At 58.0% G+C, this 21,537-nt stretch carries 18 protein-coding genes and 1 pseudogene; 18 read left to right on the top strand and 1 reads right to left on the bottom strand.

The window, feature by feature from the left end; all coding sequences use genetic code 11:
• Positions 1-154 precede the first annotated feature (154 nt).
• The 18 genes from QD172_RS09655 to QD172_RS09570 all read left to right on the top strand — a co-directional run bounded on the left by QD172_RS09655 (position 155) and on the right by QD172_RS09570 (position 20,529).
• Positions 155-1,696 carry a carbohydrate porin gene (locus QD172_RS09655; RefSeq protein WP_255303009.1) on the top strand — a complete coding sequence of 514 codons (1,542 nt, stop codon included), beginning with the start codon at positions 155-157 and terminating at the stop codon, positions 1,694-1,696.
• A gap of 638 nt (positions 1,697-2,334) precedes the next feature.
• On the top strand, positions 2,335-2,529 hold the full coding sequence (locus QD172_RS09650) for a CsbD family protein (RefSeq protein WP_279855630.1): 195 nt from the start codon (positions 2,335-2,337) through the stop codon (positions 2,527-2,529).
• A 675-nt stretch (positions 2,530-3,204) separates the two neighbouring features.
• A complete protein-coding gene (locus tag QD172_RS09645; RefSeq protein ID WP_279855629.1) occupies positions 3,205-4,236 on the top strand; it encodes a LacI family DNA-binding transcriptional regulator in 1,032 nt (343 codons plus the stop codon).
• 357 nt (positions 4,237-4,593) lie between these two features.
• Positions 4,594-5,820 (top strand): Gfo/Idh/MocA family oxidoreductase, encoded by a 1,227-nt coding sequence (locus tag QD172_RS09640; protein ID WP_279855628.1) that lies wholly within the window; start codon positions 4,594-4,596, stop codon positions 5,818-5,820.
• A gap of 130 nt (positions 5,821-5,950) precedes the next feature.
• Complete coding sequence (gene araD, locus QD172_RS09635) at positions 5,951-7,678, top strand: L-arabinonate dehydratase (protein WP_279855627.1); 1,728 nt, start codon at positions 5,951-5,953, stop codon at positions 7,676-7,678.
• A 107-nt stretch (positions 7,679-7,785) separates the two neighbouring features.
• A complete protein-coding gene (locus QD172_RS09630) occupies positions 7,786-8,742 on the top strand; it encodes an SMP-30/gluconolactonase/LRE family protein (protein WP_279855626.1) in 957 nt (318 codons plus the stop codon).
• Positions 8,743-8,804: 62 nt separating this feature from the next.
• Positions 8,805-9,587: an aldolase/citrate lyase family protein gene (locus QD172_RS09625; RefSeq protein WP_279855625.1), complete on the top strand. Its 783-nt coding sequence runs from the start codon at positions 8,805-8,807 to the stop codon at positions 9,585-9,587.
• Between the two features lie 55 nt (positions 9,588-9,642).
• The gene (locus QD172_RS09620) at positions 9,643-10,407 is read left to right on the top strand and encodes an SDR family oxidoreductase (protein WP_176493098.1); all 765 of its coding nucleotides are present in this window, start codon (positions 9,643-9,645) and stop codon (positions 10,405-10,407) included.
• Positions 10,408-10,744: 337 nt separating this feature from the next.
• Entirely contained in the window at positions 10,745-12,595 is a 1,851-nt protein-coding gene (iolD, locus tag QD172_RS09615) for a 3D-(3,5/4)-trihydroxycyclohexane-1,2-dione acylhydrolase (decyclizing) (protein ID WP_279855624.1), read from the top strand.
• Positions 12,596-12,719: 124 nt separating this feature from the next.
• Positions 12,720-13,922 (top strand): Gfo/Idh/MocA family oxidoreductase, encoded by a 1,203-nt coding sequence (locus QD172_RS09610; RefSeq protein WP_279855623.1) that lies wholly within the window; start codon positions 12,720-12,722, stop codon positions 13,920-13,922.
• A gap of 146 nt (positions 13,923-14,068) precedes the next feature.
• Positions 14,069-14,977, top strand: a complete 909-nt coding sequence (locus QD172_RS09605; protein WP_279855622.1) for a TIM barrel protein — start codon at positions 14,069-14,071, stop codon at positions 14,975-14,977.
• A 164-nt stretch (positions 14,978-15,141) separates the two neighbouring features.
• Entirely contained in the window at positions 15,142-16,641 is a 1,500-nt protein-coding gene (locus tag QD172_RS09600) for a sugar porter family MFS transporter (RefSeq protein WP_136938042.1), read from the top strand.
• Between the two features lie 160 nt (positions 16,642-16,801).
• A complete protein-coding gene (locus QD172_RS09595) occupies positions 16,802-16,987 on the top strand; it encodes a hypothetical protein (RefSeq protein ID WP_279855621.1) in 186 nt (61 codons plus the stop codon).
• Between the two features lie 396 nt (positions 16,988-17,383).
• A complete protein-coding gene (gene tnpB, locus QD172_RS09590) occupies positions 17,384-17,767 on the top strand; it encodes an IS66 family insertion sequence element accessory protein TnpB (RefSeq protein WP_347882033.1) in 384 nt (127 codons plus the stop codon).
• 512 nt (positions 17,768-18,279) lie between these two features.
• Complete coding sequence (locus tag QD172_RS09585) at positions 18,280-18,468, top strand: hypothetical protein (RefSeq protein WP_279855620.1); 189 nt, start codon at positions 18,280-18,282, stop codon at positions 18,466-18,468.
• 24 nt (positions 18,469-18,492) lie between these two features.
• Complete coding sequence (locus QD172_RS09580; RefSeq protein ID WP_255317603.1) at positions 18,493-18,648, top strand: IS66 family transposase; 156 nt, start codon at positions 18,493-18,495, stop codon at positions 18,646-18,648.
• A gap of 56 nt (positions 18,649-18,704) precedes the next feature.
• The gene (locus QD172_RS09575) at positions 18,705-18,938 is read left to right on the top strand and encodes a transposase (protein WP_279855619.1); all 234 of its coding nucleotides are present in this window, start codon (positions 18,705-18,707) and stop codon (positions 18,936-18,938) included.
• Between the two features lie 361 nt (positions 18,939-19,299).
• Positions 19,300-20,529, top strand: a complete 1,230-nt coding sequence (locus QD172_RS09570; RefSeq protein WP_279855618.1) for a Gfo/Idh/MocA family oxidoreductase — start codon at positions 19,300-19,302, stop codon at positions 20,527-20,529.
• 40 nt (positions 20,530-20,569) lie between these two features.
• Here the strand turns inward: QD172_RS09570 and QD172_RS09565 are convergent.
• Positions 20,570-21,509 (bottom strand): annotated as a pseudogene (locus QD172_RS09565) (IS481 family transposase).
• Between the last annotated feature and the right edge of the window lie 28 nt (positions 21,510-21,537).

Genomic DNA, 21,537 nt, shown 5'->3' with positions numbered 1-21,537 from the left:
GACATAGGTCGTGTGTCTGAGAGGCCAGATTGCCACTAGGGTCTTAAACGATTAAGTGAGAATGGCGCCTACGACAACGCCAATGACGAAGGCGCCACTTCGCTGATCATCGCCAAGCGAGTGATTCGTCAACAACAACAAAGGCTCTCTCAACATGACTACTTCCCCCCAGCGCCCGCTCAAGGCCCCTCTGGCCATGGCTGTTGCCATTGCCATCATGAGTACCAGTGGTCTCGCCACTGCCGACAGCACGGGCGACATCGAGGCGCGGCTCGCAGAGCTGGAGCAGCGCATCAATGACGCCGAACAGCGGGCCAGAGCAGCGGAACGCCGCGCCGCCGAGGCAGAGCAGGCGATGGCCGTTCAGCGCCGAACGAATGAGACTGATCAACCCGCGCGCGTGACCGCGCAGACCGAGGACCTTGAAGAGCGTCTGGCCGCCGTGGAGCGTCAGGCCAGTGGCGAGGAAGGTTTCTCCTTCAATGCCTATGCCCGCTCAGGTCTCCTGATCGGGGAGGGGGGCAAGAGCATTGATGGCGGCCCCTATCTCACCCCGGCGGGGTCGGTGGGGGGAGCGGTCGGGCGGCTGGGGAATGAGCCCGATACCTATGTCGAGACGGTGCTCAACTACAAGACCCGCTACGACAACGGGGCAAAGGCGCACTACCGCACCATGATTGCCGACGGGGTGGAGACCAGCAACGACTGGACCTCGGACGAGTCCAGCCTGAACGTACGACAGGTCTACGTGGAGTTGAGCGATCTGCCGAGCTTCACTGGCGCCTTCGAGAATTCCGCCATTTGGGCCGGCAAGCGCTTCGATCGGGACAACTTCGACATCCACTGGCTCGACAGTGACTTCATCTTCCTTGCCGGCACCGGCGCGGGTATCTACGACGTCCAGCTCACCGATGACTGGAAAGCCAACTTCTCGGTCTACGGACGCAGTTACAGTGAATATCCGACCGAGGATTCCGACACTGGCGGCGATACCGACAACCTGACCTTCACGATGAACAACTACGTCGGCAACTGGCAGTGGATGGTCAGTGCATTGTCTGCCGCAGACAACGAAGAGCGCGCCATGGACACGGGCGCCACAGCCGCGGATTCCGGGTTCCATACCATGCTGGCCTATCATGGCGACAGCTTCTTTGGTCTCGCCGACGGCAGCTTCAAGGCCGCCGTGCTGCATGGCCGAGGGCTTGGCGCGGAGACGAAGGTCATCGGGGGGGACGGGAATCTGACAGATGACGCGACCTCGACTCGACTCGGCCTGTATGGCACGACCTATCTCGCGCCCAAGTGGCGCCTGGCACCGGCCGTGCTGGCGGAAGTCAGTGAAGACCGTTATGCCGAAGGCGACGAATACTCATGGGCGACGTTCAATGCGCGTCTGGCCAATGAGCTGACGGCGAATTTCGAGATGCAATACGAACTCAGCTATCAATGGATGGACCTGGATCCCGGTGCCTCAGGCACTGCCGTGGAAGGGAGCTATCGAAAATTCACCATCGCGCCGACCTTCAAGCCTGAAGTTGGTGGCTTCTGGAAACGTCCGGAGATCCGCCTGTTCGCGTCCTGGAGTGACTGGGATGAGGAGCTCAATGACTTCTCGGATGAAGATGCGCTCGGGAGTGCAGGTTTCACGGGAGGTGAATGGGCCTTCGGCGTCCAGAGCGAGGTATGGTTCTAGGAGCAGGATGCCAAGCCAGTCATCGCCTGCCAGTGTTTCGATCTTGCCCGCGGTTAGCCGCGGGTTTTTTGTAACGCCAGCGCTGGATGGTTGAGACGCTGACCCCAAGCTGACCAGCGATATCTTTTCTCCGTAATGCTGGAAGGAGCTGCTTGGGAAGTTGGCATGAATTTTCGGTGTCGTTATCCCTTGCTTATGCAGCTTGATAACCATGATGCCTTTCGTGTATGAATTACATTATGAGCTTACGAGAGGCAAATAAAGGATAGATTCGTTGTGAAAATAGATCATCCGGCACCCTGTAGTGAGTTGTCGATGAGTTATGCTGAACGTTTTGCCCTATACATTTAATGACGGTTTTATATTAATTGTTGGGGGTCGGTAAACGACGATATGCCACGCAAAGATGAAGGGAACTTTTTGTCGATGACGTTGTATCGGATTTGCTGGCTCGCGCTATATTTCATTTCAAGTCAATGGCAGCGCCACCAATGAGTTGAAGCGGTAGGGCTGTTGTTGACCACTAATATCTGTGCTAGCTTATATTCGTGGCCTGCCATGAGGCTCAATCACAGCATGTGACTGGTCATTGGTTGATTTTTATTTGTCGCATTATCTGTTTTATTTAGGAGGCTGCCATGAATAGCGATATCGCCGAAGGTAAGTGGAAGCAACTCAAAGGTAAGGTTCGCGAAGGTTGGGGAGAGCTTACCGATGAAGATGTCGACGAAATTGCGGGTCGCAAGGAGCACTTTGTCGGGAAGGTTCAAGAGCGTTATGGCATGAAGAAAGAAGATGCTGAAAAAGAATGGGATAAACTGTCCGGTTCGTGAAGTTTTTTTAATATATATTTTATGTTACCGATGCTTGCATTTTGCAGGCATCGGTTTTTTGTGTCTGAGCTCCAACAACAAGAGCAGCACGCATGGCATGCAGGGTATTAAAATATTTTCTCGAGAATACCTGGGCTGGCTATTCGACAGCAGAGGCGTTGTCGGGAATGGTCATTCGGTTTCTCGACGCATCTTGCGTAGCTCAGCTGTACTGACATTCTTGGAGACTGCTCCCTGGAGAAGTACTGCCGTGCCAAGCCATTGATGTGCTCATTGGTCCATTGCCAGGAGGGGGCTATAGGGGCATAGAAACACATCTACTGCCAAAGCCCTTTGCAATATCTTCGTGATCGGCGACCTCCAAGTCGTATCCAAGGTCATCGTCTGGGTGTACCACGACGAGGCTTCAGTAACCGATGCATCGTCTGTTGCGTCAGTTCTACTGTGGTCCTGAGCACTCATGCTGCCAGAGATAGTCGCCAGGGTCGTGTTATCGAAAGGAGGATATTGACTCTCTGGTGGCACACGTCAAAGCCAACGTGATACGGCTGTATCCTTCATCATGTGCCTGCTGCATGCTTGCGTGATCCGCGATATGGTCGGCCAATGATTATCCAATGTGGGGTGGAATGCCTTGATGAGATATTGGGCATTGAGCCTCGTTAGGGAGAGAGCATGAAAAAAACCGACAGCGCACCTGCCACCAAGCGCGTCACCATCACGGATGTGGCCAGAGAGGCCAATGTCTCGATAGCGGCAGTCTCGCGTGCCATGAATCCGGAAGGGAGCAGTTCACCCGAGATGCGCAGTCGTATTCTGGCGGTAGCAGAGCGCCTGGGATACAAGCCGAATCGGTTGGCGAGAGGCATCAAGTCACAGTCCAGCTTGATCGGCATTCTCGTGACGAATTTCGAGAATCCGGTCTATCTGGCGATTCTCAGCGAGTTTTCGGCGGCCATACAACGACACAACTGCCATACGTTGCTGATCAACGTGAACACCGAGAAAAGCATTTCGGAAGCCGTCTCGTTGGTGATGGAGTATCACGTCGATGCACTGATCGTCACGTCGGCCTCTGTCCCTCCTGAGCTGGTCGAAGCCTGTGCCAGACAGAACACGCCGGTCGCGATCTTTGGGCGTGATGGCGAAGATTCCGGTGCAAGCGTTGTCACCTGTGACGATGTCGAGATGGGCCGAATGGCAGCGGATCATCTCATTGATCATGGCTATCGCCGCCTGGCCTATGTGGGAGCATCGACCAAGGAACAGGCCACACTGGACAGAAAGCGTGGTTTCATCGAACGCCTGGAGCAGCGCGGACTCACGCTGCATGGCGTGGGCGAGGGGCACCGTCACAGCTACGACGCAGGATATGAAGCGACCTGTGAGTTGCTCGCTGCCGCCGAGGTCATTCCTGACAGTATCTTCTACTTCGATGACATCATGGCCTGTGGTGGCATGGATGCGATTCGCCACGAATTCTCTCACCGGATTCCGCAGGATATCGGCATCGTCGGGGTAGATGACATCCGCTTTGCCTCAAGCAAATCCTATGATCTGACGACGATTTGCCAGCCCTTCACGGAAATGGTCAACAAGACGGTGTCGTTGTTGTTCGTGCGCATCAAGCAAGGGGATACGGCGCCAGACCGTATCATCATGCCATGTCATATCACCCAGCGCGGCACGACCCAGCACGTCGGCTGAGACCCACTCTTGACGAAACCTGCTCTGGATACGTCTCACTCAGGATGAAGCTCCAGAGGATTCTCTCTGGACTTCGCGCCTGTCTTCCAGCGCTTGCACAGCGACTACATCTTTCAGGTGCTCATCTTCCAGGTGCCATGCGCCATGCGCTGAACCCCATCGGATCACCTGGTTTTCTCCCGTCTCGTCCCTTGGTCTAAATGGCTTTGAAAACATTTTCAAAGCCGGTTTGGCTGCGCTAGGCTGCTCGGTATGCCACGCACCGACGCCAAGAGGTTCACGACTGTGCCAAGAGGTTCACGACTGTGGTGCGCGAGAAAACAACAATGCCATTCATGCCTGAAGCCGGGATGCACCATGACTCAGCCGACCACAACCGCTTGCGCCGAACGCCTCCAGACCCAGTCTCATGACGAGACTCCGCAGATATTGCGTCTGGGGATGATAGGGGGCGGTGTCCAGTCCTTCATCGGTCAGGTCCATCGTGCAGCGGCACAGATGGGTGGGCGGTACCGCGTCGTGGCAGGGGCACTGTCCTCAAATCCTGAGCGTGCACGCCAGCAGGCGGAGCAACTCAACATCGCACGTGGTTATGGCGATGGTGAGTCACTGCTGCGCGAGGAAGCCGCTCGTGAAGATGGGGCTGAGGTCATCGCCATTCTCACGCCCAACGACAGTCACTTCGCCCTGGCCAGATTGGCTCTGGAGCTGGGCTTTCATGTCGTCTGTGAAAAGCCGCTGGTCAATGATCCGGCTCAGGCGCGCGAGCTTGAAGCGATCGCCGAGCGGGCAGGTCTGTGCTTCTGCATGGCCTATGGCTATATCGGCTATCCGATGGTGCGTCAGGCACGCGCCATGATCGAGAACGGGGAACTGGGCGAGATTCGTCAGCTGCAATGTGACTACGTCCAGGGGCATCTGGCCAGCCTGACGGATGCCGAGAAGGCGGGGCATGACTGGCACATGGATCCGGCCATCGCGGGAGAATCGATGATTCTCAATGACATCGCGACTCACGCCTTCCATATGCTCGAGTATGTTTCCGGACTTGAGACAAGTGAGTTGAGTGCCGACGTGACCGCCAGCGTGGCCGGACGCGAAGCGCACGATAACGCCAACGTACTGTTGCGCTATGCCAATGGCGCCCGCGGGCTGATGTGGATTACCCAGGCGGCGGCCGGCGCAGAACATGGCCTGAGCTTCCGGATCTTCGGCAGTCTCGGCGGCCTTGAGTGGCACCAGGAAACCCCCAATCAGCTCCTGTTCCGACGGCTCGATGGCGCCCCTTTACTGCTCTCCAAGGGAGCGGCCGGCCTGCATGATGCCTCCACGCGTATCTCGCGAGTGGCCTTTGGACATCCCGAGGGGTATCGCGAAGCCTTTTCCTCGCTGTACAGCGATCTTCATGAAGACATCACGGCCAGCCAGCAGGGCATCCCTGTCGATCCGCTTGCCCTCTGGTATCCCGACATCCGTAGCGGGGTCCGCGGTGTCGAATTCGCTGCCACCGCGCTCGACTCAAGTCGGCGCAATGGTGACTGGGTGTCTCTGCCCTCGCGGCGGGACAGTCAATTGGCGCGCTGATTCGGCTGTTTCATTGAGATAGCCAACGCCACTTCATTCAGGAATGACGCAATGACGGGTCGCCCTCGCGGCAGCCGGTGCGGGTTCTGCTACGCCATTGTTCGGTCAATCACGTTGCAAGGAGTACGGGATGAACAGGAAAGGGGTCGACGATCTGCGCAGTAATCGCTGGTTCAAGCAGGATGATCTGCGCTCTTTCGGGCATCGCTCCCGCGTCAAGCAGATGGGCTATTGGGGAGAGGAGTTCGTCGGCAAGCCGGTGATCGCGATCATCAATACCTGGAATGACCTCAATACCTGCCATTCCCACTTCCCTGAGCGGGTCAAGGATATCAAGCGTGGCATCACGGCGGCGGGGGGCTTTGCTGTCGAATTGCCTGCCATGTCACTGGGTGAGCAATTGATGAAGCCCAGCGCCATGATGTATCGCAACATGCTGGCCATGGAAGTCGAGGAATTGCTGCGCAGCTACCCCGTGGATGGTGCCGTGGTCATGGGCGGGTGTGACAAGACCACGCCGGGCGTACTCATGGGCGCGATCTCCATGAATCTGCCGACCATCTATGTGCCGGCCGGCGCCATGCTGCGCGGCAATTACCGTGGGCAGGTATTGGGGAGCGGGACGGATGTCTGGAAGTACTGGGATGAACGGCGTATCGGCAACGTCAGTCAGAGTGACTGGAACGAGATCGAGAACGGTATTGCCCGCTCTCCGGGCACCTGCATGACCATGGGCACGGCCGCGACACTGATGTCGATCGGGGAATCGCTGGGCATGAGCCTGCCGGGGGCCTCGAGCATTCCCGCAGTGGACGCCAATCACAACCGGATGTGCTACGCCAGCGGCAAGCGAGCGGTGGAAATGGTCTGGGAAGATCTCAAGCCGACCGATGTCATGAGCGAGGCATCCTTTGATAACGCGATTGCCGTCGACATGGCGATCGGTGGCTCGACCAACGCCATCATCCACATCGTGGCCATGGCGCGGCGTCTCGGAATCACGCTGCCGATGGAGCGCTTCAACGAGATATCGCGTCGTGTACCGTTGGTGCTGAACCTCAAGCCTTCCGGCGAATATCTGATGGAAGACTTCTTCTATGCCGGAGGGCTTCCGGCCTTGATGACGAACATCGGCAGTGAGCTGAAGCTCTCCGCCATGACCGTGACCGGCCGTACCCTGGGCGACAACATCGAGGGTGCCAAGGTCTGGCGCCCGGAAGTCATTCTCCCGCTGGACAGTCCGGTCAATGCCTCGGGCGGGACTGCCGTGCTGACCGGCAGCCTGGCGCCGAAGGGTGCCATCATCAAGCCGACCGCGGCCGACTCTCGCCTGCATGTCCATCAAGGGCCTGCCTATGTGTTCGAGAACATCGCCGACCTCAAGGCACGTATCGATGATGAGGACCTCCCGGTCACGGCCGACAGCATCATCGTGCTCAAGAATGGCGGGCCGGTGGGCGGCCCCGGCATGCCGGAATGGGGCATGATGCCGATTCCGGCCAAGCTGTTGAAGCAAGGCGTGCGCGACATGCTGCGGATCTCCGACTCGCGCATGAGCGGCACCAGCTATGGCAGCTGCATTCTGCATGTGGCGCCGGAAGCCGCCGTCGGCGGGCCGCTGGCCATTGTTCAGACCGGTGACATCATTGCGGTCGATGTCCCCAATCGTCGGCTGGACCTGATGGTCTCTGAGGAAGAGATCCAGCGTCGACTGTCTGATTGGCAGCCGCCCAGAGATCGGCACCCTCACGGCTATGCCTCTCTCTACAAGGCACATGTCACCCAGGCGGACGAGGGCTGTGACTTCGACTTTGCCAATGGCGCGCCTGGCAGTACCCCTGAACCCGATATCTATTGAGCGTCGCTGCGTGAAGCAGGGAGATGAGGTCGAGGGTATCGGAGCAGAGGTATGGGAGGCGTGCGCGCACGCAGGTGCCATGGCCATCGTCGACGGGAGTCCAGGAAATGGCGGAAATCGAACTGCTGATAGAGGCCCGGGCGGAACTGGGCGAATCCCCGGTCTGGGATGCCAGTGGCAACAGCCTGTTCTGGGCAGACCTTTATGCCCCGGCGATCGAGCGCTACTGCCTGAGCGATGGCAAGCGAGAGCGTCGCGTGCTGCCAGAGACGCTGGGGGCGTTCGGGCGCTGTGCCGATGGGCGTCTGATCGTTGCCATGCGCTCGGGAATCCATCTGCTCGATTTCGCGTCTGGTGCACTGGAGTTCCTGGCCTGCCCACCCGGAGAGCCGTTGGCTGGCACGCGCTTCAATGATGGCAAGGTCGCGCCGAATGGACACTTCGTGATCGGCACCATGGATGAGGCGAGTCGTTCACGGCCGCTGGGGCATTTTTATGATGTCGCTCCCACTGGACAGACCCAACGGCTGCAGTCAGGTCTCATCGTCGCCAATGGCCTGGCCTGGAGCGCTGATGGAAGGCGCATGCTTTTTGCGGATACGCGACGCGACACCATCCATGTTGCGGACTACTGCCCGGAAAGTGGTGTCATGGGCACACCGCGGGTATTCGCCGAGACCCAGCCTGCACTGCACGGCCGCCCCGATGGCGGAGCGATGGATATGGCGGGAGGCTACTGGAGTGCAGGCGTCTTTGGCGGAGTGCTCAATTATTGGGATGCCGAGGGACGTCTGGCGCGCCAGGTCCACCTGCCATGTCCCGGCCCGACCATGCCGTGCTTCGGCGGGGCTGACATGACAACGCTTTACGTGACCACCTTGCGCAAGGGCATGAGCCCTGAGGCGCTGGCCGCGGCCCCCTTGTCCGGCAGCGTGTTCGCGCTGGAGGTCGAGGTGCCGGGCGTCCCCGTCGCCCCCTTTGCCTCTCGCTCTCCAGCATCCCCCGACATGCCGAGTGGGGAACGCTCACCCTCCCGGGTCACGACCCGTGAACCTCACGCGTGACCTGTTCCTTGTGCCCCGTCCCTTGTGACTTCCACCATTGATGAACTCCAGAGGGAGACCCCATGCGCCTCAATCGCCTCAAGCAACGCATTGCCCGAAAGGAGGGCGTCGTGAATGGCTGGCTCTCCATGCCGTGTGCCTTTTCGGCAGAGATCATGGCCCATCAGGGCTGGGACAGCCTGACCATCGACCTGCAGCACGGGGTGATCGATTACAGCGATCTGCTGCCGATGCTGACGGCCATCTCCACCACTGACACCATTCCGCTGGTGCGAGTGCCGAGCCTGGAACCCGGTTTGATCATGAAGGTGCTGGATGCCGGTGCCTACGGCGTGATCGCGCCTTTGATCAACACGGCCGATGACGCCCGGGCACTGGTGGCTGCCTGTCGTTATCCCCCGCTGGGGATGCGCAGCTTCGGCCCTCATCGCGCCATGCTGTATGGCGGGGCAGATTATGCGAAGCATGCCAATGACGAGATGCTGGTGCTGGGCATGATCGAGACCCGTGAAGGTGTGGCGAACCTCGAGGAAATTCTCGCTGTCGAGGGGCTGGATGGCCTCTATATCGGTCCCGCGGATCTGGCGCTCTCTCATGGCCATGCTCCGGGGTTCGATCACGGAGATGGCCCGATGGATGACTTGATCGGTCAGCTCATCGAGCGGGCTCGTCTGCATGACAAGATCGTCGGTATCCACAATGGGGGGGCAGCGCATGCAAAGCGAATGCTGGCACGTGGCTGTGACCTCGTCACCGTCGGGTCAGATACTCGTCTGCTGACGGCAGGGGCCCGCGAGTTGTTGAGTGCCATGGAGCGCGAGACGGATCACCGCGAAGGGTATTGATCGAGGCGTGCGTTACCTGCAAGTCACGAACCCGCGATAGGAGAGGAGAGGCAACATGAGTCAATTTGCACGTTATCCGAGTCTTGAGGGGCGACATGTCTTCATCAGTGGGGGCGCGAGTGGCATTGGCGCCACGCTGGTCGAGCATTTCTGCAAGCAACAGGCCTGTGTGAGCTTCGTCGATATCGATGATGCGTCAGGCGAAGCGCTGGTGGAGCAGCTCTCTGGCACAGGTGGGAAGGTACGCTATCAGCATTGTGACGTGACCGATATTACACAGCTTCGTGCTGTGATCTGTGCCGCCGCTGATGAGTTCGGGACGATTGAAGTACTGATCAACAATGCGGCTCGGGATACGCGTGTGCCTTTGTCGGAGTTGGATGTCGAGACATGGGACAACCTGCAGGCCACCAACCTGCGACATGTAGTCTTCGCAAGCCAGGCGGTGTTTGCTGGCATGCAGGCAGCGGGCGGCGGGTCGATCATCAACTTCAGCTCTCCCAGTTTCTTGCGGCGTTCGCGTGATATCACGGGCTACTCGAGCGCCAAGGCCGCTACCATCGGCCTGACGCGGACACTGTCGCGTGACATGGGAGACGCCGGAATTCGCGTCAATACGGTCTTGCCGGGATGGGTCATCACCGAGCGCCAGAAAGCCTTGTGGTGGGACCCGGAGCTTGAGCGCCAGGTGCTGGAAAATCAGAGTCTGCATCAACGTGTGCAGCCGGAGGACGTCGCACGGATGGTGCTGTTCCTGGCCGCGGACGATAGCCGGATGATCACCGCCCAGACCTATATCGTGGATGGTGGACTGGTCTAGAGGGACGGGTCTGTATGGGCTGTGTCGTGGGGAAGAGGGCCGGGACAAGCCGACGTTGCTGATACGCCTCTCGATAGGTGAAACGTGTCTTTTCAGCCTGTCGGATAGGCCACTTCAATCATGCATGAATGACCTTATTGAACTTTGATCCAAGGTGGGGCCTTTTTTTTGAAATTTGGATGAAAACGTTTTCAGGCACTGCTAGTGTCTTTTCAAACGGTGAAGAATTCAGCGCTGACCATCATTTTCCTGCGTCATGATCACTGAGCTTCAGGTGCCGATTTTTCGACCTGAATGCACACAATAAATAACGCCATATGCTCGTCGGGAGAGAGGAATGAAAACGATAAAATTGACCGTCTCCGAAGCCATCGCCAGATATCTGGCGGCGCAGAAGATCGACATCGACGGTAAGGTCGAGACCTTGTTCGGTTGCGGGTTCGCCATCTTCGGTCACGGCAATGTGACCTGCCTGGGGCAACAGCTTCACAACATCCAGGACACCATCCCGATCTGGCGCGGCCAGAATGAGCAATCCATGGCGGTTGCCGCCGTTGCCTACGCCAAGGCCAACAAGCGTCAGCGAATCGGGATCGCGAGCACCTCCATCGGGCCGGGTGCCACCAACATGATCACGGCGGCGGGTATTGCGCATACCAACCGACTGCCGTTGCTGATGTTTGCCGGCGATGCGCATGTCTCGCGCCTGCCAGACCCGGTGCTGCAACAGGTCGAGCATGCCCATCAGCCCAGCCTGAGCGTCAATGATGCCTTCAAGCCCGTCACTCGTTTTTGGGATCGCATCACTCACCCCGCACAGCTCATGCAGTCCTTGCCGACTGCGATCGCGACCCTGACGGATCCCGCCAATTGCGGCCCGGTCATGATTTCATTGCCTCAGGATATCCAGGGCGTGGCTTATGACTACCCAGAGGCGCTCTTCGAAGAATGTATTCACCATATTCGTCGCCCGGAAGCTGACACACGCTCGATTGAAGCGGCTATTTCTCTGCTGAAAAAGGCCGAGAAGCCACTGATCATCGCTGGCGGTGGTGTGCATTATTCCGAAGCCAATCATTTGCTGGCGGAGTTTGCTCAGCGTCGCAATATCCCGGTGGTCGAGACCATCGCAGGGCGTTCTTCCCTGCTGCAATCTCACCCCTGCAATATGGGCCCCATCGGCGTGACTGGATCGAATTCCGCCAATGCCATGGCAGCGGAATGTGATGTGCTGGTGGCCATCGGCACACGTCTGCAGGACTTCACCACCGGGTCCTGGTCGGTATTTCGCAATCCGGCGGTGAAAATCGTATCCGTCAACGTGGCGCATATGGATGCCATCAAGCATCGCGCCATGGCGGTCATCGGCGATGCTCGTCACACGCTGGCGCGTCTTGATTCAGGGTTGGGTGAATGGCAGGCCGATCAGCGCTGGCTGGAAAAGGGTCAGGCCGAAGTCGCCGAGTGGAAATCCCTGTGCGCCAACCGCGGGGAGATCGTCGCGGGGCAGATGGCGTCCTACGCCCAGGTCATTGCCAGCGTCAATGCGGTGCAGGAGCCCGGTGATACCGTGCTGACGGCCGCCGGTGGCCTGCCGGCAGAGCTGAACATGAACTGGCAGAGCAAGCAGCTCGGCAAGTTCGACATCGAGTTCGGCTTCTCCTGCATGGGCTATGAAGTGGCCGGTGGCTGGGGGGCCAAGATCGCCAACCCCGACAACGAGGTCGTGGTCCTGGTCGGCGACGGCTCCTACATGATGATGAATTCCGATATCTACAGCTCGGTACTGACTGGCCACAAGATGATCGTTGTCGTCTGTGACAACGCCGGGTTTGCGGTCATCAACAAGCTGCAGAACAACAGCGGCAATCCTTCCTTCAACAACATGCTGGCCGATTGTCGTAGCCAGGCCGACGAGCTGGTACGCGTCGACTTCCTCCAGCATGCCCAGTCGCAAGGTGCCTACGGTGAGCACCTGAGTGACATCAGTGATTTCCGGGCCGCTTACCAGCGCGCCAAGGAGAGCCCACGTACCTACGTCATCGTGGTGGATATCGATTCCACCAAGTGGTCTTCCTGTGACTGCTGGTGGGATGTGGGGCTGCCGGAAGTCGTCCGCGAGGACGTGGATGAAGCACAGGTGGCCGCCATGAATGCCGGCCGTGTCCATCAGCGCCGCGGGCTTTGATTCTGCTGGACTTTGATTCTGCGTGAGTCGTGAGGCCTGGCGCACGCAGCAACGGGCCTCATGAACACCTCTGCAATGACAACACCAAGTATCAGCACCCATGCATTTGCCAGGAGAATCTCTGATGTTCAATGAAGAACACAATCTCGCGCCGCTGCGCTGGGCCATGGTCGGTGGTGGCCGTGGCAGTGAAATCGGTCACGCCCACCGCGCCGCCGCGCATCGCGATGGACTCTTTCGGCTGGTCGCCGGTGCCTTCGATCTCGACGCGGAACGCGGGCGTGAATTCGGCACCAACCTGGGACTGGACCCGGAGCGTTGCTACCCGGATTACGCCAGCCTCTTCGAGGCCGAAGCTACCCGCGACGATGGCATTCAGGCGGTCAGCATCGCCACACCCAACAGTACCCACCATGCCATCAGCCTGGCAGCGCTCAAGGCTGGCCTGCATGTGATCTGTGAAAAGCCGGTGACCTTCACGGTTGCCGAGGCAGAGGAACTCAAGGCTGAAGCACAGGCGCGCGGTCTGGTCTTCGGTGTCATGTATGGCTACAGCGGCTATCAGATGCTGCATCAGGCACGTGCCATGGTGCAGTCGGGTGAGCTGGGGCAGGTGCGCATGGTCAACATGCAATTTGCCCATGGCTTCCATAGCCAGCCGGTCGAACAGGTCAGCAGCGGCGCCAAGTGGCGTACCAGTCCTGCCGTTTCCGGGCCGACCTATGTGCTGGGGGATCTCGGGACGCACATCTTCTATGCCGGCCAGTTCATCACCGGACTCAAGGTCGAACGCCTGATGTGCCACCGCCAGAGCTTCGTGGCCTCGCGGGCGCCGCTGGAAGACAACGCCCAGGTGTTACTCCAGTACCAGAACGGCGCGGTGGGGTCACTGTGGGCCAGTGCGGTGAATGCGGGCTCCATGCATCAGCAGAAGATTCGTGTGGTGGGAGAGAAGGCCAGTATCGAATGGTGGGATGAATATCCCAACCAGCTGCGCTACGAGGTCCAGGGCGAACCGGTACGGATTCTGGAACGTGGCATGGGCTATCTGGCCGAGGGCGACAACGCCGTGAACAGCAATCGCATCGGCGGCGGCCATGCGGAAGGCTTCTTCGAATCCTGGGCCAATGTCTATCACCGTTATGCCCTTGCCATGCAGGGCGCTGAAGCACGCCGTAACGGCGCAGACACTCAACACCTTGGCCTGTCGGAGCAGGAGCTGGAGTCTCTCTGGTACCCCAATATCGATGCAGGTATCGAAGGCGTGCGGTTGCTGGAGTGCTGTGTGGAATCCTCTGACAACGAGAATCGCTGGGTCGCGTTCTGATCTGACTGCGACATCAAGAGCGCCTCATGTCAGCTCCACCGTTTCCACTCGGTCGGTACCCGATGTGAGGCCTCTTTCCCTCGTCACTGACGATGGTCATCCCAAAAGACAACGACAACGATAACGCCAAGAAGAAGGACATCATCATGCACATCAAGCTTTCCAATGCACCGTGTTCCTGGGGTATCGAGTTTGCCGACAACCCCGCCAATCCCAGCTGGCAGACCGTGCTTGACGAAATCGCCGGCGCCGGTTTCAAGGCGACGGAGCTTGGCCCGCTCAATTACCTGCCGACCGAGCAGGCCACACTGGCGTACGCGTTGGACAGTCGAGGGCTCGAGCTGATCGCCGGTACCATCTTCAAGCATCTGCACGATGCGTCACGCCGTCAGGAAATCCTGGATTACACCCGCGCGACCTGTGAAGTGCTCAAGCCTCAGCAGGGCAACTACATGGTCATCATCGACCATGTCAGCTCGCCACGTACCGATGAAGCCGGCCAGCAGGAAACCGCGACCCGTCTCGATGATGCGCAGTGGAGCGAGATGATGGTCACTATCCGTCAGGTGGCGGAAATCTGTCAGGAATATGCGGTCACACCGGTGCTGCATCCGCATGCCGGCACCTACATTGAGTATCGCGATGAAGTGGACCGTGCGATGGCTGAGCTGGATGCTGATCTGGTCAAGCTGTGCATCGATACCGGGCACTGCACCTACGCCGGGATCGATCCGGCAGAACTGATCCGAACCTACGGTGAGCGTGTGGCCTATATCCACTTCAAGGATATTCAGGCGCCAGTACTCGAAAGCGTGGTGAAGGATGGCATCGACTTCTATACCGCCATCGGCCAGGGCGTGTTCTGCCCGCTGGGACAGGGCTGTGTGGACTTTGACGCGGTCCGCGAGAGCCTGGATTCCATCGGCTATCAAGGCTGGATCACCGTCGAGCAGGACGTGGACCCGACCAAGGACAACAGCGCGCTGGAAAACGCCCGCGAAAGCCGCGAATTCATCGAACGCAGCATACTGGAGAAAGGGCTGGCCGAAGCCTGATCCGCAAGAAGCCCTGCCGTCATCACGCCAGAAGACGGCAGGGCATGGAAGGTACCGCAATGACTTGTCTCGCCAGCGTGGTCCGTCACGGGCCATGAATGCACGAGCCACATCTGCCTCAGCAGTTCTCGTAATACTATAACAATCGATCACGAGAGGTCGTCATGCCCACTTCACACCCTGGCCGCGAAACCGCTGCCTCTTCAGCCAACTCACCCACATCACTTGCACAAGAGCGTCTCACGCCAACCCAGCTCGTCTTTCTGATCAAGATCATTCTGGTGGCTGCCCTGGGCGGCCTGTTGTTCGGTTATGACACGGGGGTCATCTCCGGGGCCATCGGGCCGATCGCAGAATATTTCGACCTGTCCGCCGCAGAGAAGGGCTGGGCAGTATCATCCGTTGTCATAGGCTGCATCGGTGGCGCCCTCATCGCCGGTCGCCTGTCCATCGCCTATGGTCGCAAGGCCGTGTTCATGCTGTCAGCCGTGATGTTCACGGCTTCCGCATTGGGATCTGGCCTGGCGGGCTCCTTCGATGCCTATATCTGGTGGCGGATTCTGGGGGGGCTGGCGGTCGGGATGGCCAGCGTCATGGCACCGATGTACATTTCCGAGATGTCACCGGGCTACATGCGTGGGCGTACCGTCAGCCTGTTCCAGCAATCCGTGGTGTTTGGCCAGATGGTGGTGTTCTTCGTGAACTACTTCATCGCCAAGGGCATGGCCGAGACCTGGATCCTGAATCATGGCTGGCGCTGGATGCTGGGATCGGAAGCCATCATCTCGATCCTGTTCGCGGTACTGATTCCCTTCGTGCCGGAGTCCCCGCGCTGGCTGGTGTTGAAAGGACGTCTGGATGATGCGCGGCGGGTACTGGCGCGCTTCTATCATGCCGATGCCATCGAGCGCACCTTGGGCGAGATCCAGAAATCCTTCCAGCACAATGAGGGCAAACGCCACGCGTCTCTGCGCACCAAGGGAATGTTGGGGCTGGTGGCCATCGGGGTCTTCATCGCTGCTGCCCAGCAACTGACCGGTATCAATGTCGTGATGTACTACGCCCCGGATGTACTCTCCAGTGTGACTTCCAGCAATGAGGATGCGCTGCTGCAGACCTCGATCATGGGCGTCACCTTCGTCGCCGGTAACCTGTTGGGCATGCTGCTGATCGACAAGGTCGGTCGTCGACCGCTGCTGATCGCCGGCAGCCTGGGCAGTATTGTCGGCATGACCTTCCTGGGTGTCGTGATCGGCAATGGCGAACCGGGTATCAGCGCCTTGATCGCCCTGATCGTCTATGTCGTCTCGTTTGCCATCTCCTGGGGGTGTGTCTGCTGGACACTGGTTTCCGAGATATTCCCCAATGCGATTCGCGCACGCGCCATGTCACTGGCCGTCGCTGCACAGTGGCTGCTCGGCTTCATCGTCACCCAGACCTTCCCGATGATGCGCCAGAGCGACTTTCTCAATGAGCTGGTCGGTGGCGGTTTCAGCTTCTGGCTCTACGCGGTGCTGACCTTCCTCAGTCTGCTGATCGTGCTGCGTTACGTGCCGGAAACCAAGGGCAAGACTCTGGAAGAGCTGGAAGGCATCACTGGGACTCGTCTCAGCAAGCGTCGTCGCCGGTTGGCGCGTCAAGGCTTGCCGCTGACAACCGAGTAGATCAGCAACGCTCAAGGCTTTCCATCACTCTGTTGCGCGACGCTCCCGCTGGCAATCTTCATGCGCCGGCGGGAGCGTATTCTTGTGAAAGCGACATCGTCCTGCCTTGTCATCGGGGGCATGCTCAAGAGACCCCGAGCTACCTCCAGAGGACACAGGGATGAAGCATAACGTCGCACGGTATGGCCTGATATTGAATACAGAGCGGTTCGATGAGTGTGTCGCGTTCTCCCAAGGCCTTTTTGAACTGCCACTTCTGTTCAGCATGGAAGATGGTGGTTTCAGCCTGACCTGCCTGGCCTATGGGGCGAGCTATCTGATGATCGTGCAGGGCGGAAAAATGTAAGCGGTCGATGATTCCATTTACCGCATAGCCCTAAATCCCTTCATGTTAGGTGTCCACCCATCACTATGTGGGCACCTAACATGACTGGCTTAAGCATGTTGTAAGTCCCTCGCAAGCGTCGCCGCTTCACTGCCGCCTTCAGGACCAGGATCGTCGAAGCGTGTCAGTAATCCGGTGCCTCTGTTGCCGGAGTTGCTTTAGAGCGCAGCCTGAACGTCAACCTACTCCACAATTGGATCCGTATCGCCCGTCAGCAAACGGCTGCGCCAGAAGCACCGGCGTTTGTACCGGTGCTTCTGGCCCTTGCTTCATTAGCGACCTCTCGTCAGCATCAGGTGGCGAACCGTATTCGCCTCACAATCCTGCACCCCAACGGTCCGATGGTAATCGAGTGGCCTGCCTCGGAGGCCGACATCTGCCGATCTATGCTCCGAGAGCTGCTCGCATGATCCACATCGACGAATTTGGCTGACCATCGATCCCTTGGATATGCGGACCGGCCTGGACGCGGCGCTGGCCCGGGCGGTGAAGGTCTTCGGTGCGTCTCTCCCGCACAGTGCTTACCTGTTTGCCAACCGGCACGGCAACCGCATGAAGGTGCTGATCCACGATGGCCTGGGAGTCTGGCTGTGCGCTAGGCACCTGAACTTGGGCAAGTTCTACTGGGCTGGCAACCGTCATGGCGATTGCGTTGAGCTCTGCCCCGAGCAGGTCATAGCGTTGGTGCTGGGCCTACCTCGACAGCGCCTCGGCGCCGACGGCGTCATCTCTGTGGTCTGACACGCTAGGCCAAGTACGGCATAGAACCTCCCGGCTCGCTATTCGCTGATGCTTCAATCTCACTACCCTCGGCGGGCTGGCATACTTGCAGGATGACTACGCCTCCCGACCTGTCTCAGCTTTCTTCCGATCAGCTCCGCCACTTGGCGGCAACGCTGATGACGAAGGTGGATGAAAAGGAGAAAGCGCTACGCCACAGCGAGCAGGTCAATCAAAAGCTGACCCTATGAAATGGCATTGTCCAAGCGCCATACCTTCGGCAAGCGCAGCGAGCAGCTCAATGTCCTGCAGATCAGCCTGCTGGAGGAGGGGTGAGATGCCGACATCGCCGCCATCGAGACCGAGCTGGAGGAGCTTAATCTCACTGCTGCCACGCCAGTGGTAAAGAAGATGCCCTAGCGCGCCCCTTGCCTCCCGAACTGCCACGCACCGAGATTCATCATGATCCGGAGAATGATTACTGCCCGTGCGGTAGTCAGCTACGGCGGATCGGCGAGGAGATTAGCGAGAAGTTGGGCTACACACCGGGCGTGCTCCACGTCGAGCGTCATATCCGTGGTAAGTGTGTCTGCGACCAATGCCAGACGCTGATCCAGGTACCGATGCCGGCGCAGATCATCCACAAGGGTATCCCCACCGTCGGCCTGCTAGCCCAGGTGCTGATCGCCAAATACATTGATCACCTGCTGCTTTATCGCTAGGAGCAGTTCTTCGCCCGCGCTGGCGTGGCGATTCCGCGCTCCACCCTAGCCGAGTGGGTCGGCACCTGCGGCGTGCGTTTTCAGCCGCTGATCGATGCACTGACTGAGTTCTCGCTCACCAAGCTGGTATTGCATATCAACGAAACTCCGGTCCCGATGCTGATCCCTGGTAAAAGGTGACGCCCCGCGCCTACCTTTGGGCCTACGCCACCATACCGTATGCCGGATTAAAGGCCGTGATCTACGATTTCAGCGAGGGACGTGGCGGTCAACATGCCCGCGACTTCCTCGGAAAGTGGCGGGGTAAGCTGGTCTGTGACAACTACAGCGGCTATAAGCAGAGCTTCGCCATCAGCGTTGCCGAGATCGGCTGCGTGGCTCACGCCCGCCGCAAATTTGTCGATCTGCACGTAGCTGGCAAGAGCCAGGTCGCCGAGCAGGCTATCGAGCTGATCGGCCGGCTCTACTAAGTGGAGCGCGAGGCACAGTCACTCAGCGCGAAAGAACGCCAACGGCTAAGGGAGACAAGAGCAAAGCCCATCGCCGATTCGTTACACCGCTGGATGCTTGCTCATCGCGGGAGGGGCCCGAATGGTTATGAATCCCTGCTGGCAGCACCTCCAACTTAGTATTGAAGATTATCATAAGCCGGTAGAGGTCATCACACATTACACATTGGTCGAGGTCTAAGTGAAATCATTTTCAAATCCGAGGGGGTGCGCTAGTCTGCATTTGTACCTCACATTGACCCTAAAGACTAAAGCCTTTGGCGGGTGAGGCAGAAAGATTAAAACCATATCTCAAGCAGGGAAGCTTATGATACATCCATCCATGAGTAATCAAGTCGACCGCAATCAAGTTCAGGGGGGAGCGGATAACTCGAAACATGAGAATGATTCCAGGGTTTTACGTCTTGGAATGATTGGTGGTGGGATCAACTCTGCTATCGGTAATGTACATCGTGCTGCAGCCCAGCTAGGCGGACGATACCGTGTTGTAGCAGGAGCCTTGTCCTCAAACCCCGCTCGAGCATGTATGCAAGCCGAACAGCTCAATATTCCTCGAGCTTATAGTGATGGTGAGACACTATTACATGACGAAGCTGCCCGAGAGGATGGCGCAGATGTCATTGCCATTCTTACGCCCAATAATAGCCACTTTGCTTTGGCAAAGCTGGCTTTGGAGTTGGGCTTTCATGTCGTATGTGAAAAGCCTTTAGTGAATGACGTAAGAGAAGCTCACATCCTCCAAACAATTGCAGAACGAGAAAAGCGGCGTTTCTGCATGGGCTACGGCTATACCGGCTACCCAATGGTTCGCCAAGCACGTGCCATGATTGAGAATGGTGAACTGGGTGAAATTCGTCAGCTGCAATGTGATTACATCCAAGGACATTTAGCCAAACTGACAGAGGCAGAAAAGTCAGGGAACGATTGGCACATGGACCCCGATGTAGCTGGGGAGTCACTTATACTAAATGATATCTCAACACATGCATTCCATATGCTCGAGTATGTTTCAGGGCTATCGGTGAGTGAGGTTAGTGCCGATGTAACAGCCAGCGTGGCGGGTCGTGAAGCTCACGATAACGCAAATGTGCTGTTGCGCTGTGATAATGGGGCACGTGGGATGATGTGGGTAACCCAAGCTGCAGTTGGAACGGAAAATGGCTTGAGTTTTCGGATATTTGGAACATTGGGGGGGCTTGAGTGGCATCAGGAGTCACCCAATCGGTTATTATATCGTCGACTCGATGAGGCTTCTCTCGTGCTTACTAAGGGGGCAACCGATTTGCATGAGGCTTCAACGCGGGTGTCTCGTGTGGCCCCTGGGCATACCGAAGGTTATCGTGAAGCTTTTTCTTCTTTGTATAGCGATCTTTATGAGGATATTGTGGCGAGTCAGCAAGGGAGAAACGCTGATCCTCTTACTCTATGGTATCCCGATATTATTAGTGGGGTACGCGGTGTCGAATTCGTCACCACTGCCTTGAAATCTAGTCGCTGCAATGGTGAGTGGGTACCTATGCGCCCATTACAGGAGTGCGAAAGAATTCGTTAGATTTCGGGTCCCGCGTGAATAAATATCCGCATGTGAAAAGTTAGGGCCGCCTTTTTTGCCATTCTTTCATGGCCGTTATCGGTGCCTGGTGATGTAATACTTTCTGCTGGATGCAGTGATTGTAGAGCCAACAGGAACGTTTAAGTGTCTGCTCCAGATCCTCCCTTGATTCGTAGCGTCGAGTCGCCAGCACATCGCTGATACGGCCATTGAATCGCTCGGCCATCCTGTTGGTTTGGTGGGGGCCCGGACGGATGAGCCGGTATTCGGCAAGATGCTGTGTACAGGCCTTGTTGAAAAGATGGCTTCCTGTTGGCTTCCATTCACCGCCCGATGTGAAACGATCGGCTAAGAATTTTCCATTGTTTGTCAACACTTTCTTAACCTTGAACGGCACCTTGTTGATAACGCCATGGAAGAACGTCTCTGCGTCCTTCGCTGACTGGTTGGAGCGCACCTCAAGATAGATCCAGCGCGTGGCGCGGTCGATGGTCACGAACAGGTACCTTCATTGGGCCTCATCGGGCATCTGCGGCAGGTACTTGATATCGATGTGCAGGTAGCCTGGTTCGTAGTCCCAAAGGCCTAGAGGGCCTGCTTGTTATTTTTCTAGTACTGGCGGGCCAGTTCAGCAAGCGTTGGCACCTGCCGCCTTTTGAGTATCCGGTGCAAGGTAGCGCGGGAAACGGTCGGATGGAGAAACGCACGAGCCACCACGAGGAGATCATCTAGCCCCAGGCGAAGGGGCTTTCTGGCGACGATGAGCACTTCTTCCTGCTCCCTGTTGAGGGTGGCCAGTAGGTTATGACGCGTGTGAGGACGATCATATACGTCGTCTCGATGCCGCCACCGGCGAATGGTCATATCGCTCACGCCAAAGCGCTCCGCCAATACTGTGTCCGGGGTGTGGGCAGGAGCGCCTGGATCTCTGCACAGATCTTGGGTGTGGTAGTCGCTTGCTTATGAGGCTTGATGTCCAGCTCGATGCTCCTGAACGAACTGACGAAG

Source organism: Cobetia sp. 10Alg 146 (genome assembly GCF_029846385.1).
GTDB classification, from domain to species: Bacteria; Pseudomonadota; Gammaproteobacteria; order Pseudomonadales; family Halomonadaceae; genus Cobetia; species Cobetia marina.
This window is presented reverse-complemented; position numbering and strand designations above follow the sequence as displayed.